We start from the raw sequence: 17,920 nt of genomic DNA, 5'->3' as shown, positions 1-17,920 counted from the left end.
TTTATTTTGTGCTATGAACAAATTGTACCATAGATATCTTATTTTGTAAACATATGTTCTTTTTTAACAAAAAAAGTTGCGCGTCTAACTCATCACTGAAGTAACGAGAATGCGACGCGCGGTCATTCAATATTCTACCACCGACTTTTCCCAGGTATGAAAAAAAGAAAAGAATCTCAATTTTGTGATTGTTCAGCGTATAAAAAAAGAGAACATTTTCTATTCCTCAAAAAATACCCTCTTTCTGCGGCATATTGACATATTCTAATTTCTGCTTTTTGTACACAACGTTCTATGATATATTTAATATGTTGCTGCCCTCAATCTGGCAACAGAAAAGAGGGATGCTTGTGTTAGATATATTTATTTCGTTCTTAATTTCTGTCATGGCTGGTATAGCCTGCCACTATATCTGCAAATGGTTAGACAGGAATAAATAACAGCAACTAGCCTCGGTTCGTGTACCGTAAAAGCACACAAAGAAGGCCCTCGGTATTGCAGTACCGGGGGCTTTCGCCTGTATTAGATATTTATTTCGTTCTTTGCCTATTGGCATTATATCATATGCAGTTTTTATTTGCAATATGCTCAATATATTTTTTCATATACCAAAAACCGTATTGCGGAATTGCTCGGGAGTTTGTGATAATGCGTTGTCAATTGCCACACGCAGTCTTGGATTTTTGTATAACAGAAAAAAGCAAACAATCAGATGATTGGGCGATATCCTCTGTGACATACTCCGTATCCAACTTTTTACTTTTCTATCCTAAGCATGCGATACCCAATGCCAATATGTGTCTGGATGTATTGTACTCCATTTTTCTCAGGCTCCAGTTTTTTCCGCAATGTTGCCATAAAAACTCTGAGAGAAGCAACATCATTATCCGAACATCGTCCCCAAATCTGCTGGGTAATATAGGTATGTGTCAATACCTTTCCCACATTGCGGGACAAAAGACAGAGCAGCTTATATTCTATAGGTGTCAGATGCAATTCTTCTCCCTTCAGATATGTGCAGCCTGCTGTATAGTCTATCTTTAATCCACCATTCTCAAAAACAGAGCTTTCTATCTGTTCCCCGGTCTGCATAACCGCAAGTCTCCTCTGGGTGACACGGATACGCGCAAGTAATTCCTCAACAGAGAACGGTTTCGTAATATAATCATCTGCTCCTGCATCCAGTGCCTCTATTTTATCTGTGTCCTCACTTCTGGCGCTGATCACGATAATCGGCATGTTCGACCAGGTACGGATTTTTTTAATCACTTCTACCCCTTCCATATCAGGAAGCCCCAGATCCAGAAGAACAATATTCGGATTGTGGGACGAAGCTTCCAGAATAGCTGAAGATCCGTTTTCTGCAGCCAGATATTTATAGTCATGTGTTTTTAATGTAGTAATAATCAGATTGCGTATGGGTCTGTCATCCTCAACCACCAGAATTAATGTTTTATTCATTTAATGTCACCTCGCTTAAGGGTAAAGTAAAAGTAAAATTGCATCCATGAGGATTATGATCTGTCAGAACCAGGGTTCCTTCATGTGCTTCTATAATAGAGTGGCAAAGAGCCAGTCCAAGTCCCAGACTTCGTTGACTATCCGCAACTGTTGTTTTCCCTGTATAAAACATCTCAAAAATATGCGACTTCATTTCTTCCGGAATTCCCGGGCCATTATCTTCCACACTTATCTGCGCTTTCCCATCTGTTTTAGTTCCCCGAATACAGATCACAGAACCCGGCGGTGTATATTTTATTGCATTATCAATTAAATTTACCAGAACCTGCATAATAAGACGTACATCCATACGTGCAAGAACAAGTTCTTCGCAGTCTGTCACAATTTTATAATCATCATGTTTCCGACTGATATGCCGCAGGGATTCTGCAATCACCTCATCCAGAAGCTGGTCTGTAAATTTAAATTTCAGTCTTCCGTCATTCAGTCTGGTAATGGAAAGCAGATTCTCCACAACTCCGATCAGCCATTCAGAATCATCATAGATATCGCTATAAATCTGATGTTTTGTAGCTTCGTCCAGACGGTCACTATTACCAAGCAGCATATCTGCATTTCCGGAAATGGAGCAAAGCGGCGTACGAAGATCATGCGAAATCGCCCGAAGAAGATCTGCTCGCAGCTGTTCATTTTTGGCCATAACTGCATTTTTTTCTTTTTCCAATGCATTTTTCGCATTTTCCATTGCAAGCGCACATTCATTTATTACAGACAACAGGATGCTGTATTCAAAAGAGTCCAGTGTTTCTTTTTGCAATGGTATCCCGATCACACCATAAACATTATCCCCACTCCGGATTGCCAGATATAAACATTTAGCCTGAGGAAAATGGTGTGTGGACGCACCGGCATGCTGCCTGTTTTCACAGACCCATCTGGCTATCTGCTGCTCTTCCGGTATCAGAAAATCTTCTGTGTCCCCTTTTTCCCCGAAAAAAAGCTTTCCCTCTGATAAAACTCCGTTTTCTACTACATATGCTGTAATATTGCGGTTTAACAGACGGAGAAGCTGTGTACAGGTAACATCAAGAATCTCTGTTTCTCCTTTTGCCTTTTGCAGCAGACGGTCTGTATCAAACAGAATCTGTGTACGAAAGGCAAGCTGTGCAGACAGCTTTGCATGTGTTTTCAGCTTTGCTGCAAGCGCTCCCGTAAGTACGGATGAAATAAGCATTATGAAAAATGTCACCGGATAACCCACCGCATAGGTTTTGAAAGACATCCCTGGTTCTGTCAGAAAAAAACAAAATAAAAATACACTTAAGAAAGAGCCTGCCACGCTGCAAAGATAGCCATCTGTCACAATCGAAGTAAGCAAAACCCCCAGAATATATATGGTTACAATATTCGTATCCGTAAAATTCAGTTTCTGAAATAACAGACCAATTAAAGTGCATACCGCAAATATAAATACCGTCAGAAAATAATCCTTTGCAGACGGTTTTTCCATATACCATGTGAATGACCGTTTCTGATGATTCGCATTTTTTAAACTCATCCTGTCCCCCACCTTTTTTACTGTTTTGAAAATTATATCATGGGGCTGTGTTGTGGTCAAAAGTCTTTTTTAGCTATATGCGGAAGCACTTCTGAAGGGCTCTGTATTCTCCCAGCACCAGCAATTTACTATTCTCTTCCAAATATGTATCCGGAGAAATTGCAATATTAAATTCTCCTTCATTTTTTACCGCCAGAATATTAATATTGTAACGCTTTCTGATATCCAGTCCGCCTACAGTTTTTCCAATCCATTCCTCCGGCACTTCTACCTCAAAAATCGCATGGGAAGCATCCACCTCCATATAATCAAGGATATGATCATCTGTATAACGGATAGATGCCCATTTTGCAACCTGCTTTTCCGGATAAACCACCTTATCTGCACCATTGCGTAAAAGAAATTTTTCCTGAACATCACGTTCAGCTCTGGATATCACCAGTTTTGCTCCCAGTTCTTTCAGAAGGGAAGTTGTCTCAAGAGAATTCTGAAAGCTTCCTCCAATAGTCACGAAACAGATATCGTAGTTTCCAATCCCAAGAGATTGTAAAAATTCCTCATTAGTACTGTCCCCAATCTGGGCGTTAGTCACAAACGGAAGCACTTTGTCCACCCTTTCTTCCTTCCAGTCGACTGCCATAATTTCATGTCCAAGCTGATTCAGCTGCATGGCAATATGTTTTCCAAATCTTCCAAGTCCAATAATTAATACATTCTTCATAATATTACTTTTCTCCTTCTCATCCAACTGTAATTTTCTCCAGAGGAAGCTTTGCATTTCCCTTGTTTCTTCCTGAGAATACTGCATAAATCAGGGTCAGGCCGCCTACACGTCCCAGATACATCAGTATGATCAGCACAACTTGTGAAAAAACATGAAGTCCCGGTGTGACTCCCAAGGTCAGACCTACCGTACCCACAGCTGAAGCTGCTTCATACAGACAATCCAAAAGTGGAAGATCTTCGTATACGCTGATTGCAACACCTCCGCAAAAGAATAAGGTAAAATAGAGCATAGCTATTGTGGCTGCATTTTTTATCACATGATATTCCAGTCTTCGTCCAAAAGCCCCTGCATTTTCCTGACTGCGAAACGTTGCAATTGCATTCAGTATCAGTACCGTGAAAGTGGTTGTTTTCATTCCTCCTGCTGTAGAACCCGGCGAACCACCAATCAGCATTAATAGTATCATAACCGCTTTTGATGCCTCACTCATCGCTGAAATGTCTATGGTATTAAAGCCGGCAGTTCTTGTAGTTACCGATTGAAACATGGCAGCTAACAGACGTTCTCCCACAGGCAGGTTTTTCAGATCACAGGCAAAGAAAAAAACTGCCGGAAAAACAATCAGACATACAGTAGTCATGAGAATAATCTTGCTTTGCATGCGGTAACGTTTAAAATTCATTTTATTCCTATAAATATCATCCCAGGTGAGAAAACCGATTCCCCCTGTGATGATCAGCAGCATGATTACTACATTTATAAGGGCATTTCCAGAATACCCTGTCAAAGACGGAAAGGCATTATCTGCTGTTCCCAGAATGTCAAATCCTGCATTACAAAAAGCAGAAACAGAATGAAAGGCTGCCATCCAGATTCCCTTTAAGCCATAATCCATCAAAAAAACCGGCAGCAGTAACATAGCCCCTGCTGCTTCAATCAAAAGAGTCCCCTTTAAAATGAACCTTGTCAGTCTGACGATTCCTCCAACTTTAGGTGCTGAAATTGCATCCTGCATTGTACTTCTTTGCATGAGAGATATTTTTTTCCCTGAAAGAAGCGAAACCGCTGCCGCTACGGTTACTACTCCAAGTCCACCTATTTGTATAAGCACAAGAATAACCGTCTGTCCGAACACAGACCAGTAACTTCCGCTGTCCTTTACTACAAGTCCTGTAACGCATACTGCCGAAGTGGCTGTAAAAAGTGCCTCATGAAATGGCGTCGGCATTTTCTCCAAAGAGGAAACCGGAAGCATCAGCAGAATGCTTCCCAAAAGGATCACACCTGCAAATCCCAGAATGATCAGTTGAAAAGACGTCAGGTGTTTTTTCTTACACATTTTTTCCGGCATAAATGATTATAACTCCTTACTAATGATTCTATAGCAATATCTTCATAATGCGTTTTATTATATACAATTGCTTTCAAAGATAGTATAAAAGTCTATGATTCCGTATTAAGATTGTATAAAGACAGTCAGCACTTTTACAAATAGCGTATCAGCATATACTATAATCTTATAACTATTGATTTCTCAACAAAGACAGACGGATATACATTCATCTCAAATCTGATATCCGGATTTCTTTAACTCTTCCCTATACAATTCAGCTATATATGCCGGACCATTGCACCACAGCTTTGTTTTTTCATCATACAGTGCTTTTCCTGTCTTTGAACAAAGAAAATCTGTCAATGTCTCTTTCCTGTCCTTGCCCGTTTCTTCTGCAATCTCATCCGTCACCATAGTGATAAGAAGATCTATTGTATAATTCATTCATTTTTTCTTTCGATGAGCTGCAATGCAATGTAACCAGTCTACATCTGCATTTTCAAAAATAAGCGTTTCAAGATTTCCTGAAAATTTGAATTCAAAAGTCGAAATATATCCGAACTTCTGTCCCTCTTCAATTGTTCCTATTGCAATTGCTTTGGCTATTGAGGTTCTCAGAAAACTTTCTGCCTGCTCCTTGGATGTAGTTAAATAGAATCCCTGCCCAAAATCTTTTCTCTTTGCACATTTGGCAAGATCTGGCTTTTTTACTTCACAATAACTTCCATGATAGAGAACAAAGTCATCTTTTAACTCAAGCACTAATCTCTATTCCCTTTCTTTGCAAAAATTCAGTAATATCTTCAAACACAGCTTCATCGCCTTCACAATGAAAAATCCCATAACATTTTTCTATATATCCAAGAACATCGGCTTCTTTAAACAAGTGGATAATCTGTTCAACAGGTAAATGCCACTCTTCTGAAGCAAGCCGGATTAATCTTGTTTGCATGAAAGTAATCTCTGTTTTCTCACCCATTATGAATCCTCCAAATTTATAACTTTATATGTCTGTATCTGAAATATTCAGTTACAAACTTTATTGGGATAGGCACCTGTGCCGCAAGGGGAAATAGCCCCTTGTACGAAACCTCTGATTTCGCTGTATTTCCCATTTTGAGATTTTTCAAAACTGGGAATGGCACCGCAGGTCGCACGATACAGGTAGATGGAATTGCCTGTATAGAAGTGCGCCCTTTAGTTCCTAAAGGGATTTTTCCTTAATACTTTTTCATCAGCTTATTAAAAATGACAATTCCTGCGATAACTTGAAACAGTAAATATCCGCTAAGATAGAGTACAATCATGCGAGCATTATCAATGACTTCCAATGCTCCGAGAATACCGAAAACCAAAATGGAGAAACAAACAACCAGCAGTCCTAAGCTGTAAGTATATCTTCCGGCTCTATCTCTGATTTTTGTTTTCAACTCGTCATGCTGTTCAATTCGTTCGTTCTCCAAACGCTCTTCGTATCGCTCTTTATTTTCGGGGGAACTCCAATAAAAATATTTGCATATCATCATAATTCCGGGGAAGATACCTGCGCCAGCAAAGCCCCATAAAATGCCCTCTAACTTTGTTTCAATCAACAGCGCAACAATCAAACAAGCCACACCGAAAAGAACATATAGTATCCCGGTTATCAAATTACTCTTTTTCATTTTCTGCACCTCTTTCATAGAAAAAGATTTCTTCAATCCGTTTGCCAAAAAAGTCTGAAATTGCAAAAGCTAATTCCAATGATGGATTATACTTTCCTGTTTCGATTGAACTAATGGTTTGTCTTGAAACACCAAGCATTTTTGCAAAATCATCTTGATTTAATCCTCGCTCCTTTCGTAACTGCTCAACTTTATTCTTCAAAAAACGCCTCCTTGTATGACAAGTTTCCTTTACAAACTTACTATAGCATGACACGCATCTCTTGTCAAGTTTCCTTTACAACATTTACTTCTTTATCATGGGAAAATTGCAATTTATTCATACAGTAAGAGCACCCAAACATTTTTCGTCCGGGCGCTCTCAGTATCAGTCATAAATCAGCTCAAACTTCACAATCTCCTCTGCCTGTGCCTTGCAAGCGTTCATCTGCCGCACCCATTCCATTTGATTTTCAGCTTTCAGTTGCTCTGTCACGCCGTTGCGCTTCGCCAGCTCCGGCACGATCAGCTCCATGCGGTTTCGTGCCGCTTCGTCAATCTTGGCGCAATGTTCAAAGAGCTTGTCGGATAGTACCCGCTCATTGAACAGTATCGGGCGGTGCATTTCCAGATACGCCTTGCGGAGTCTGCCGTAGTGTCCGAGGGGCTTGGTCTTGCGGATAACGATGTTCGAGATAAGATAATCACCGTTCTGTGTGTAAGCGATATTCATGCTGTTTGTACTCCTTTCATCGGCTCTCTCTGCGGTAAACTGCTGACAGGGACGAACACGCCCTTTGCAATGTCCTCTGCACGAATGCTGGCTTTCTCGGCTTCGATTTCCGCCTTTTTCCTCTCCTTGATTTTGTCCTCGTATCGCTTCTGCGCTCCGCTGGCTTTACGCTTCAAGTAGTTCTGATGAAGCCTGCCCTTGCGGTCGCGCTCATGCACAAGAATTTTCTCGACAAACTCGTTGAGCATGGCAATGGTCAGCTTGTCGAAGTTCTCATACTTATCAATCAGAGCGATAAAACGGTCAGCGTCCTTTTCGTGCGTTTCATAGCTCTTGATAGCCTTTTCCAGAGCAGAGATTTCAGCGGTAAGCTCGGCTTGCTCCTTTGCGTATTGAACGTCCAGAGTGGCGTATCTGCTGTCGGACAGCTTTCCTAAAATGTTGTCCTCATAGATTTTACAGAGCAGGACTTCCAGCCCGGAAGCCCTCTGTCTGGCGGCAGCAAGGCGTGTGCGCTGTTTCTTAACCTCTGTTGGCTGCTGGCTGGACTGCACTTCCTGTACCACTCGGACAAACTCGGCTCGGTCATACTTTGCATACTCGGCAATGGCTTTGAGCATTTCGGAAACAAGGGACAGTACCACATCTTCATTGATACGGTGCTGGGTCTTGCAGAGCGTTCCGCAAGGAACTTTGATGTACTGTGAGCAGGTGTATTGAGAAATGCGCTTGCCGTTGTTGGTGCGGTGGACATACATCTTGCCGCCGCAATCGGCGCAATAGAGCAAGCCCGTGAGGGGAGCTGCTTCGCCCCAGCCGTCCGGGTAGCGTCTGACATTCCCACGGATTTTCTGCACAAGGTCAAAGGTCTGCTGGGCGCGGCCATCACCCTCCACGCCATCTATAATCTGCTCATCGCCTATGGCGGCGCGGCGCAATATATCGCCTATGCCCTGCCGGTGGCGGTGGGAAGGTTGTCTGCTTTCCGCTTATCGCAGAGGGAATAACCGAATATCTACTCCCTGAGAGCTGCTTTTTGGCGGCTCTCAAATTTTTTGAAAAATTTTTCGTTTTGGGTGAGAGTTTTTTCGATTTTTTGTACCTATATAAGTGAAAGGGTTTTTATCACAATTCCAGACAAACCGGAAAGGGGGGCAAACGATATGTACGATACCTGCAAGACGGGTCGCACTCGTCAAGCAGCGGGTGCGGGAAAACACCCGCCGGAGGCAGCGGCGCGAGGCAATAAGCCTCTCCGCTTTCTGCCTGATGTTATTCACGGCACTTGCCGGGGCGGCGGACGCACTTATAGTGCGGGGACAGACCGCCGCATGGGGCGTGTTCGGCACGAGGCTGCTGCGGGAGGACGCAGGCGGCTATGTGCTGGTGGCCGTCGTCTCCTTTGCCGCGGCGGCGGCGATCACCGCGCTGTGCATTCGGCTCAGAAACAGGAAAAATCAGAAAAAAGGCGGGACAAACAAGCCCGCCCGATACGAACAGGAGGAGAAAAGCCAATGAAGAAACGAATACTCAGCATACTGCTCGTCTGCTGCATGGTGCTGACGCTGCTGCCGGCGACCGCGTTTGCGGCGGAGGTAGAGACCGGCGCACGTGCATCGAACCCGGGCGGTCTGTGCGAACACCACCCGGAGCATGACGAGGCCTGCGGCTATACCGAAGGGACAGCGGAAATTCCCTGTTCCCATGAACACACGGAGGAATGTCATAGTCTAATAACCCGGTGCGTCCATGCGCATACGGCGGAATGCTACACGGCGGAAAGCGTGTCGGAGAATGCCGACGGCTTATCGGAGGCAGAGAACGCAGCACCGACGGAATGCGTTCACGCGTGCACCGAGGAAAGCGGCTGTATCCTTCAAACATCAGACTGCAAGCACGCGCATGACAAGGATTGCGGCTATGCACCGGCTTCCATGGGGAAGCCCTGCACCTATTTATGTGAGATTTGCGATTCCAAGGACGGAAAAACGCCAATGCCTCTGCTCGGGGCAGCCCGTCCCGCTGCCACCCAATACACCTATACGCTGCATTACGATGCCAACGGCGGCAGCGGCGCGCCGCCAAGTCAGAGCGTGGACAGTTCGGAATTTCATGTATGGGTTCCCATATCAGAAATAATTCCAACCCGTGACGGATATACCTTCATGGGTTGGGCGAATTCTCGGACTGGTAAGCCGATATATGGCGGAAACGGCGGTTATACCAGTTGCCTGGTAGTACATGGGTATGATATGAGCACAACCATCTATGCCATATGGGAGGTGCACAATCATAGCTGGGGCGAATGGACCTCCAACGGCAACGGAACGCACACACGCACCTGCATCACGGACAGCAGCCACACCGAAACAGGCAACTGCTCCGGCGGCAAGGCCACCAGCACGGAGAAGGCCATTTGCGAAACCTGTCATACGGCCTACGGAGAACTTTTGCAGCTCACCAAAACGGTCATCACCACCCCGCCCACGCTGCCCTCTAAGGGGTACGTCGGCGAGTGGTACCTTGATGGAGATCTCAAAGGCGGCGAAGCAAAGGCCCAGGGGACGGACATCGTTGTTCCCGGCTCGTTCCGCTTCAAGCACAATTGGGGCGGCGTAGTAGACCCGGGCGAAAACCGCATGGAAATCCTCTTTACCCCCGACGATACGGAGACATACGCCACGGCGGAATGTATCGTCACCGTGACGGGGCTTAAGTACACGATCACAAGTGTCATAGAGAAAGTCATCAACAACATGCCGTTGGGTACGACGTTTGAGGATCTGTGGCTTCCTTTCGACGTCGATGTAAAAACCAACACCGGCGATATCTTCTATTCCATCCCCGTGACATGGGACGGCTCCTCCTATGACCCGAACAAATATGGCGAGCAAATCATTACCGGCCAGCTGGATGTTGAAGGGAGCTTCTACGAGAATGAGCTGGAGCCGACAAGCACGGTCAAGGCCATTGCCAGAATCACGCTCATTGGCGACGAGCCCATTGTGCCAACGCTGGATCCGCCCACCTACTCCAGGCAGATATACAGCGGCGATTTTTGCCAGCTCGCCTTTTCCGACGAGTATCTTTCCGGCGGAAAAGCCACGGCAGATGGCGAAACGGTTCCCGGCGTGTTCACTCTGAACGAGGAGCAGGAATTATACGGCTACTGGCGGAGAGATGGCGGGCTTGTTCAGGTGGGACCGCTAGCGCTCAAGGTCACCTTCACACCCGATGACCTGCAGAAGTACACCACGGCGGAATGTACCGTCAACGTGGACGTCATTCCCCGCAAATTCAGGCAAGCCAATACATCGTATATTGACAATAAAAAGATTGGAACAGCCTTTGAGGATCTCGGTCTGCCGAACGCGTTCTATTTCTTCGCGGAGGCCGATGAACCAAACCACGAGGGAAGCGGGCTGAACGGCAATGTGCCCGGCATCATCAAGTGGGACGATTCAAACTACGACCCCAATTCTTATGAGGAGCAGACCATCTACGGCGAGGTCAACCGCGCCGAATTTGAGAAGTATTACATCGTACCCGAGGGCGCCGACCTCAGAGGAGTAATCAAGGTCACGCTGCAGGCAGACCCGGCCGAGACGGAGATAACGCAGCCGCCCGTATTCCGGTGGAGGAACGGCGATTTTGCGCAGCCCGACAATACCATGTTCGTCGACAGGAGCTTCCAGATGGGAGCCACAGGCGGGGAAACCGCCGATCTTGTGGACGGCATGGCAAAGGTCAAGGGAACGGATACCGTCGTCCCCGGCACGTTCTCCTTCAAGGAGGGTACGCCCAGATGGTTTGACGAGCTGGGCGAGAACGTTGTGACGGTGGTATTCACGCCGACTGACCAGCACGGCTACAGGACGGCGGAGACCACGATCAAGGTCAACGTCATCAAAAATACCTTCAAGCGTTGCGAGGAGCCGGATCCCATTACGGAGAAAAAACTCGGCACGACCTTTGCAGGGCTTAACCTGCCAGAAATTGTGGTCGTCGAGGCTATCGACGGGCTCAGGGTTGGCATGGAGGTTTCGTGGGAGGAATCGTCCTATGACGCGCAGTCCACGGCTTGGCAAACCATCCCCGGTACGCTGGTATTCGACGCTAACGACGAGCACAAGTATCAGCAGCCGGAGCCTGCGGTAACAGCCGCGATCCGGGTGAAGCTCCTAGGTCCGGAGGATGCGCCGGCGATTACTACCACGACGCTGCCCGGCGGCACGGTCGGCTCGCCGTACCACCATCAGCTTCAGGCAACCGGGGGAGGCTTCATTCTGTGGGAGCTTTTCAGTGGCGAGCTACCCGATGGCTTGACGCTGAAACAAACCACCGGCGAGATCAGCGGCACGCCCACTGCGGAACAGACCGCCCAATTTACCGTTCGAGCTCTCAACAGCGTGGGCAACGATAAGAAGGAACTGTCTATTACGATAACCAACGCCCCCACCGCCGAGCACACCATCACCGTCACCACAGCGGGCGGCGGAACGGCTTCTGCAAGCTCCACCTCGGCGACAGCCGGAACAGAAATCACCCTGACTGCCACGCCAAACACCGGCTATCACTTCAAGGAGTGGCAGGTCGAATCTCTGGCAGGACTTGTAATCACCAACAACAAGTTCACCATGCCGGACAGCAATGTGGCGATCAAAGCTATCTTCGAGGAGGATTCACCTTTTGCACCCACCAAGCATACCGTCACCGTGAAAACAGACGGCAACGGAATAGCTTTCGCATCTCCCTTATTGGCCGTGGCTGGTACGGAGATTACCCTGACCGCCATGCCCAAAAAGGGCTACCACTTCAAGGAGTGGCAAGTCATCAGCGGCGGCGTGGCCATCGAGAACAATAAGTTCCTCATGCCGGACAGCAATGTGGAGGTCAATGCTGTCTTCGAGAAGGACGCGCCGCCTGCACCCACCGATCCCGGCAAGCCCAACATCAGCGTCACCGGAGCCTACACCTACAATGGCTCCGAGCATACCGCAACCGTGAGCGGTTATAATCCCGCCACAATGGACATCGCAGGCAACACCGCCACAGACGCAGGCGATTACACCGTTCGCGTCACATCCAAGACCGGCAGATGGGCGGACGGCAGCACTGGGGCCGTGACCGCAGCGTGGAGCATCGGCAAAGCCACGCAGGAAGCGCCTAACGGCTTGATCGGTGTCGCGCCCACTACCGAGGGCGGCAGCGACGGCAAGATCACCGGCGTGGATGCAACGATGGAATACCGTGCGGAGAGCGAGACTATCTACACCACCTGCACCGGTATCGAGATTGAAAACCTGCCTGCCGGCAATTATTTCGTCCGCTATGCGGGGGATCACAACCACTTTGCCAGCCCCGATGCGGAGGTCACAGTGGGTGAGGGTACGCCGCTTGCGGATTGTACGATCACCTTCAACGCAAGCGGCGGCAGCGGCAGCATGGATTCCGTGACCGTCAATGCAGGGACAATTTACATCCTGCCCGCCTGCGGCTTCACTGCTCCCGCCGATCAGGAGTTCAAGGCTTGGGAAATCGGCGGCACGGAGTACAAGGTGGGAGATTCCTACACCGTGCTCGTGGATACCGAAATCAAGGCGCTGTGGGAAAACAGCGTTATTACCCCCACCACCTACACCGTCACCGTCAGTAATGACGGAAACGGCACGGCTTCCGCCTCTCATGCAAAGGCTGCGGCCGGCACGGAAATCACCCTGACCGCTACGCCCAACACCGGCTACCACTTCAAGGAGTGGGAGGTCATCAACGGCGGCGTGACCATCAAAGACGACAAGTTCCTCATGCCGAACGACAACGTGGAGATCAAAGCAATTTTTGAGAAGGACGCATCTCCTGCTCCCACCGAGTTCACCATCACCGTGAAAACGGACGGAAACGGCACAGCTTCCGCCTCTTATGCAAAAGCTATTGTCGGCACAGAGATCATCCTGACCGCTACGCCCAACACCGGCTACCACTTCAAGGAGTGGCAGGTCATGAGCGGCGGCATGACCATCAAGGACAATAAGTTCATCATGCCGGACACCAATGTGGAGATCAAGGCCATCTTCGAGGAGGACGCACCTCCTGCTCCCACCGAGTTCACCATCACCGTGAAAACGGATGAAAACGGCACGGCTTCCGCCTCTCATGCAAAGGCTGCGGCCGGCACGGAAATCACCCTGACCGCTACGCCCCAAATCGGCTACCACTTCAAGGAGTGGCAGGTCATGAGCGGCGGCATGACCATCAAGGACAATAAGTTCATCATGCCGGACACCAATGTGGAGATCAAGGCCATCTTCGAGGAGGACGCACCTCCTGCGCCCACCGAGTTCATCGTCACCTTTGACGGCAACGGCGGTACGCCCTCTGTCGGCAGCATGACCACCACCGATCGGAAGCTGACCTCTCTGCCCAGCGCCTCCCGAAGCGGCAGTTACAGCTTCTACGGCTGGTACACCGAAAAGAGCGGCGGAACAAAGATCACGACGGATACCGTATTCCATACAAATGCCACCGTCTACGCCCACTGGACCTACACCGGCGGCGGTGGCGGCGGCTACAATCCACCCGTCACCTACTACACGCTGCGCTTTGAAACAGGCGGCGGCAGTGATATTCCCAGCGTGCAGGGAACGTACAATACCTACATTGACCTGACAAAGTACGTCCCGACCTGGCGTGGACATGCCTTTATCGGCTGGTACAGCGAACGCAGCCTGACGAACAAGGTTTCCGGTGTTTATCTGACGAAGGATATGACCGTGTATGCAGGCTGGCGCGTGGACGAAAATCCGGGCACAGACGTGAATCCCTTTACCGATATTTCTGAAAAGGACTGGTTCTACGGCGATGTGATGTTCGTCTACGAAAACGGATTGATGCTCGGTACGAGCAAGACCCTGTTCAGTCCGCATGGGACGGTGATGCGCGGCATGATGGCGACCATTCTCTGGCGCATGGAGGGCAGCCCCGTACCGAAGGGCAAAAACAGCTTTACCGATGTGGAGGCCGGAAAGTGGTACGCTGACGCGATCACATGGACGGCGGAGAACGGCATTTTCGCGGGCTACGGCAAAGACAAGTTTGGCCCGGACGATCCCATCACCCGCGAACAGCTTGCAGCCATCTTCTACCGCTACGCAGACTACAAGGGCTACGATCTGACCGTCAAGGGAGATCTGGACAAGTTCAAGGACGCGGACAAGATCACGGATTACGCAAAGACGGCGATGCAATGGGCGGTCGGCAGCGGCCTTGTGAAGGGAAAATCCGGCAATCTGCTTGACCCGCAGGGCACGGCGACCCGCGCTGAGATCGCCGCCATGCTCCACCGCTTCATTGAGAAGTATAAGCTGGTGCAGGGCAAGGCTCCCGGCGGTCTGATGGGCTGGATCGACCCGAAGCGGCTGCAAATCATCGAAAAGTAAACAGGCTCACCTTTAGGGGTGCGGGCAAATAGCCCCGCGCCCCTTTTCGGTTTCATTCGTCAGGAAAGGCGGTTGCTCTTTTGAACAACCGCCTTTCGCCATTTCTATCCGATTTGAGCAGAAAGGAAATCAGTCTATGACAAAAGAGTACGGGAGGTGTCGCTGATGCGGCTTGCCGCCGCACTTCTTCGCCGTGGGCTGCCGCTCCCCGCCGCTCTCCATTTGGATTCGACCGCAACACCGAACAAAAACATCCAAAGAGCCGGTCGCCTCTTATAAGGAGGTCAGGATCGGCAAGACCCTCTATCGCGTGACAAGCGTGTTTTCCGGCGAAAAGGACCTTGGCAGGACGCTGGAGCAGCTTGCAGTGCGCCACACCATGACAGAGCTGGACGCTCCCGCGACCGCGCAGCCCTGTCACGCATCGTAACTGTACTCTTACAGCACCAGCCATACATACAAAAAGGTCTTTTTTATAATTAAACACACACTAATTCATCTGACATTTCTCTACGAGCGTATCATAAATTTTCTTTGTTTCTGATTCATCTGCGCCATTTACCACCAATATTTTTCCGCCTATATCCATAACTACATATGAGTGGCAGGATGCATGGGTGTAGCGGATATAATCTCCATAAATATCATTTCTGAAATTCCCCATACCATACTTCAGGTTTCCCATACCATTTGTTCTGCGATCATTCCCATTCTGAAATAAATTTTCTTTGTATGAGATACTGTCAATCTGCTCATAATCCACTGTATAATCTCTCCATCCCTGTGCCTCAACAGTAAAATCATTATCATGGAAACTGATATCAATACTCCCCCAGAACAAAGTCCATATAGTAAATATTATGACAAGAACTGATACGATTACATATATCACGATTGTTTTCTTGTTATACTGGATTTTTAATTTTTCTCCGGCTGCCATTTTTTTCTTATAAAAAAGATAAGAATAAAGAATGCTGACAATTGCAGCAGCCATAATGCTCACAATATACAAAACCAAAGCAGCAATGCTTTCTCCAAAAAGGCCGCAAAGCATACATAGGACACCTGATGCCACCCATAATTTTCCACTAAATCTATGAGTTGCACTCCAGTTTTCTTCATCCTGCAGTGTCCATACAACCCTGATTCCTATGGTGTTATTCTGTTTCACCTTCGGCAAATAATTTCCTATGATCATAAACAGTAATCCTGTTCCAAAGTAAATTACTGCCATAAACAGATTCTCACTATCCGCATCCATACTGATCAGTCTTGCCATACCATTATAGATTAATGCGGTAACAGGTATTATCCATATGACCATCCCTATAACCTTGCTGCTCTGCTGTCTGTTCCTGTTGTCATAAAAGATGATTGTCACCAGTATACAATCTGTCACTACAAAAAACACGTTTATCCATATGCTCTGCGCCATCGTAAAACCCACCAAAATTCCTGCAAGCATTACCAGTACAGAACAGATCAATGTACCTTTATATTTTTTAATCATTTCCTTCATGATCCGATACCCCCTTTAAATCTGTGATCCACAACATAACATCTTCCAATACAGAAGTATTTAGTTCATAATAAATAAATTTTCCTTCCCTTCTGCTCCTGATCAGCTCAGCATCCTTTAATATTGCCAGATGTCTGGATATGGACGCCCCCGTCACCGAAAAATGTTCACATATCTCTCCTGCTGAAAGCCGTCCGCCCTTTAACAAATTTAAAATCTCACGTCGTATTGGATCTGCCAGTGCTTTCAGTGTATCCTGTAATCCCAATAGTTCATCACAGCCTTTCATTTAACATTTAACCTAATTGTTAAATATAATATAGTATAAGAACCTTCATATGTCAAGTACAGTCTCCTACTGCTTATTACTTTTGCAGCCTTCGCGTTACTGTTCATACATCACTATCCCGAGACATACAAGCCAAAATCCCATTGCCGCAGGCAATCTGGAATGAAATTTGGGCTACGTTACTGTGAACGGAGTGAACAGTGTATATTCCGACCAATGAGCCGGAATTTGCAGATCACCATAGTCTTGTCATCGACCTTTTTGATTTTCTATTTTCTCACCTTCTTTTTACATCCATTACCCCAAAAGGGTAAAAAAATAGCCATCTGAATGGTTAGTCCAAATGGCTTATGTGATAATCCTTACTGGATTATTTATTCTTTTCTTTTAGTTTTAAGATATATTCTTCTTCTGCCTGTTCTAATCGTTTCTGAATAGCTTCCTCCGATGGCAACTGCGATTTTATTTCTTGTAAGCGTATATTATCGTAAGTTGCGACTCCCATAGGTGTCTCTATTCCCTGAAAAGCCCACTGAACCTCTGTCTGATCCTTATCTTTACATATCAGAAGACCAATTATTGGATTATCGGATCCTGATTTCATTAACTCATTGACCGCATTTACATAAAAGTTAAGTTTTCCTGCAAACTCTGGTTCGAATGATACTGCTTTAAGTTCAACAACTACATAACAGCGAAGCTTAATATGATAAAAGAGCATATCTATTTTTCTTGTTTTACCAGCGACAATAATCTCTTTCTGTCTTCCTATAAAGGCAAATCCTGATCCAAGTTCTAGCAAGAAGCGTGTAATATTCTGCTCTAATGCATCTTCCAACTCTTCCTCATCACGCCCTATGGAAAGTAATACAAAGTTGAAATCATAAGTATCTTTTACGATTTCCTGTGCAAGTTTTCCTTGTATGGCAGGAAGTTTTTCCGCAAAATTAGTAAGTGCATTACCTGATGATTGGTATAAATTTGCTTTTATACAACCAACAAGTGTACTCCTGCTCCAGCTTTCTTCTATTGTTTTTCTCACATAAAATAAAGCTTCTTCTATTGTTTTACATTTTGTTACTATTTCCACATGATGTCTCCATGGTACAAATCCGAAGATTGCAGGAAATTCTATTTCTGCACCAGCTTGGTGCAGTTTTTGATTTTCACTAATTTCTGCACCAACCTGTTGCAGTTTTAAGCTGTTTAAATCGATACTGT

General features: G+C 46.9%; 15 protein-coding genes and 1 pseudogene. 2 read left to right on the top strand and 14 right to left on the bottom strand.

Annotated elements, in window-relative coordinates; translation table 11 throughout:
* Positions 1-756: 756 nt before the first annotated feature.
* From WKT11_RS18995 to WKT11_RS18945, 11 genes and pseudogenes are all read right to left on the bottom strand, one after another.
* The gene (locus tag WKT11_RS18995) at positions 757-1,461 is read right to left on the bottom strand and encodes a response regulator (RefSeq protein WP_118411713.1); all 705 of its coding nucleotides are present in this window, start codon (positions 1,459-1,461) and stop codon (positions 757-759) included.
* A complete protein-coding gene (locus tag WKT11_RS18990; protein WP_117677571.1) occupies positions 1,454-3,019 on the bottom strand; it encodes an ATP-binding protein in 1,566 nt (521 codons plus the stop codon). The genes WKT11_RS18995 and WKT11_RS18990 overlap by 8 nt, the downstream gene beginning before the upstream one ends.
* Before the next feature lie 73 nt (positions 3,020-3,092).
* Entirely contained in the window at positions 3,093-3,740 is a 648-nt protein-coding gene (locus WKT11_RS18985; protein ID WP_117677578.1) for a potassium channel family protein, read from the bottom strand.
* Positions 3,741-3,759: 19 nt separating this feature from the next.
* Positions 3,760-5,097, bottom strand: coding sequence for a TrkH family potassium uptake protein (locus WKT11_RS18980; RefSeq protein WP_117677572.1), 1,338 nt, complete (start codon positions 5,095-5,097; stop codon positions 3,760-3,762).
* Between the two features lie 213 nt (positions 5,098-5,310).
* A complete protein-coding gene (locus tag WKT11_RS18975; protein ID WP_117677573.1) occupies positions 5,311-5,523 on the bottom strand; it encodes a hypothetical protein in 213 nt (70 codons plus the stop codon).
* Positions 5,524-5,841, bottom strand: a complete 318-nt coding sequence (locus WKT11_RS18970) for a DUF3990 domain-containing protein (protein WP_243098536.1) — start codon at positions 5,839-5,841, stop codon at positions 5,524-5,526. It abuts the gene before it with no gap.
* Positions 5,834-6,058: a DUF3791 domain-containing protein gene (locus tag WKT11_RS18965; RefSeq protein WP_118411714.1), complete on the bottom strand. Its 225-nt coding sequence runs from the start codon at positions 6,056-6,058 to the stop codon at positions 5,834-5,836. Before WKT11_RS18965 ends, WKT11_RS18970 begins: the two co-directional genes overlap by 8 nt.
* A gap of 241 nt (positions 6,059-6,299) precedes the next feature.
* Positions 6,300-6,743: a hypothetical protein gene (locus tag WKT11_RS18960; RefSeq protein WP_055153924.1), complete on the bottom strand. Its 444-nt coding sequence runs from the start codon at positions 6,741-6,743 to the stop codon at positions 6,300-6,302.
* Complete coding sequence (locus tag WKT11_RS18955; protein WP_117677575.1) at positions 6,730-6,945, bottom strand: helix-turn-helix transcriptional regulator; 216 nt, start codon at positions 6,943-6,945, stop codon at positions 6,730-6,732. The genes WKT11_RS18960 and WKT11_RS18955 overlap by 14 nt, the downstream gene beginning before the upstream one ends.
* A 165-nt stretch (positions 6,946-7,110) precedes the next feature.
* Entirely contained in the window at positions 7,111-7,455 is a 345-nt protein-coding gene (locus WKT11_RS18950) for a TnpV protein (RefSeq protein WP_019161271.1), read from the bottom strand.
* A pseudogene (locus WKT11_RS18945) lies at positions 7,452-8,330 on the bottom strand (DUF4368 domain-containing protein); the annotation flags it as partial. The gene WKT11_RS18950 and the pseudogene WKT11_RS18945, both read right to left, overlap by 4 nt.
* Before the next feature lie 394 nt (positions 8,331-8,724).
* Between WKT11_RS18945 and WKT11_RS18940 the strand changes: the two are divergent.
* Together WKT11_RS18940 and WKT11_RS18935 are read left to right on the top strand one after the other, a co-directional pair.
* The gene (locus WKT11_RS18940; protein WP_243101718.1) at positions 8,725-8,973 is read left to right on the top strand and encodes a glycosyltransferase; all 249 of its coding nucleotides are present in this window, start codon (positions 8,725-8,727) and stop codon (positions 8,971-8,973) included.
* Positions 8,970-14,891 carry an InlB B-repeat-containing protein gene (locus WKT11_RS18935; RefSeq protein ID WP_340285596.1) on the top strand — a complete coding sequence of 1,974 codons (5,922 nt, stop codon included), beginning with the start codon at positions 8,970-8,972 and terminating at the stop codon, positions 14,889-14,891. The genes WKT11_RS18940 and WKT11_RS18935 overlap by 4 nt, the downstream gene beginning before the upstream one ends.
* A gap of 490 nt (positions 14,892-15,381) precedes the next feature.
* Here the strand turns inward: WKT11_RS18935 and WKT11_RS18930 are convergent, their stop codons facing one another.
* From WKT11_RS18930 to WKT11_RS18920, 3 genes are all read right to left on the bottom strand, one after another.
* Positions 15,382-16,410 (bottom strand): SdpI family protein, encoded by a 1,029-nt coding sequence (locus WKT11_RS18930; RefSeq protein ID WP_117677577.1) that lies wholly within the window; start codon positions 16,408-16,410, stop codon positions 15,382-15,384.
* Positions 16,394-16,699 carry an autorepressor SdpR family transcription factor gene (locus WKT11_RS18925; RefSeq protein WP_207658827.1) on the bottom strand — a complete coding sequence of 102 codons (306 nt, stop codon included), beginning with the start codon at positions 16,697-16,699 and terminating at the stop codon, positions 16,394-16,396. Before WKT11_RS18925 ends, WKT11_RS18930 begins: the two co-directional genes overlap by 17 nt.
* Before the next feature lie 370 nt (positions 16,700-17,069).
* Positions 17,070-17,920, bottom strand: an 851-nt coding sequence (locus WKT11_RS18920) for a PDDEXK nuclease domain-containing protein (RefSeq protein WP_340285594.1), incomplete at its 5' end; no start/stop codon positions are given.

The sequence above is a fragment of the Blautia sp. HCN-1074 genome (assembly GCF_037890165.1).
GTDB lineage: Bacteria > Bacillota > Clostridia > Lachnospirales > Lachnospiraceae > Blautia_A.
The sequence above is the reverse complement of the archived record's forward strand: the minus strand, read 5'-3'. Positions and strand labels throughout refer to the sequence as shown.

Excerpts from the sequence above, each read along its gene's own strand:
- WKT11_RS18940 (WP_243101718.1), top strand. The coding sequence starts at position 8,725 with ATGTTATTCACGGCACTTGCCGGGGCGGCGGACGCACTTATAGTGCGG.
- WKT11_RS18995 (WP_118411713.1), bottom strand. The coding sequence starts at position 1,461 with ATGAATAAAACATTAATTCTGGTGGTTGAGGATGACAGACCCATACGC.
- WKT11_RS18950 (WP_019161271.1), bottom strand. The coding sequence starts at position 7,455 with ATGAATATCGCTTACACACAGAACGGTGATTATCTTATCTCGAACATC.
- WKT11_RS18960 (WP_055153924.1), bottom strand. The coding sequence starts at position 6,743 with ATGAAAAAGAGTAATTTGATAACCGGGATACTATATGTTCTTTTCGGT.
- WKT11_RS18990 (WP_117677571.1), bottom strand. The coding sequence starts at position 3,019 with ATGAGTTTAAAAAATGCGAATCATCAGAAACGGTCATTCACATGGTAT.
- WKT11_RS18930 (WP_117677577.1), bottom strand. The coding sequence starts at position 16,410 with ATGAAGGAAATGATTAAAAAATATAAAGGTACATTGATCTGTTCTGTA.
- WKT11_RS18965 (WP_118411714.1), bottom strand. The coding sequence starts at position 6,058 with ATGGGTGAGAAAACAGAGATTACTTTCATGCAAACAAGATTAATCCGG.
- WKT11_RS18985 (WP_117677578.1), bottom strand. The coding sequence starts at position 3,740 with ATGAAGAATGTATTAATTATTGGACTTGGAAGATTTGGAAAACATATT.
- WKT11_RS18975 (WP_117677573.1), bottom strand. The coding sequence starts at position 5,523 with ATGAATTATACAATAGATCTTCTTATCACTATGGTGACGGATGAGATT.
- WKT11_RS18980 (WP_117677572.1), bottom strand. The coding sequence starts at position 5,097 with ATGCCGGAAAAAATGTGTAAGAAAAAACACCTGACGTCTTTTCAACTG.
- WKT11_RS18925 (WP_207658827.1), bottom strand. The coding sequence starts at position 16,699 with ATGAAAGGCTGTGATGAACTATTGGGATTACAGGATACACTGAAAGCA.
- WKT11_RS18935 (WP_340285596.1), top strand. The coding sequence starts at position 8,970 with ATGAAGAAACGAATACTCAGCATACTGCTCGTCTGCTGCATGGTGCTG.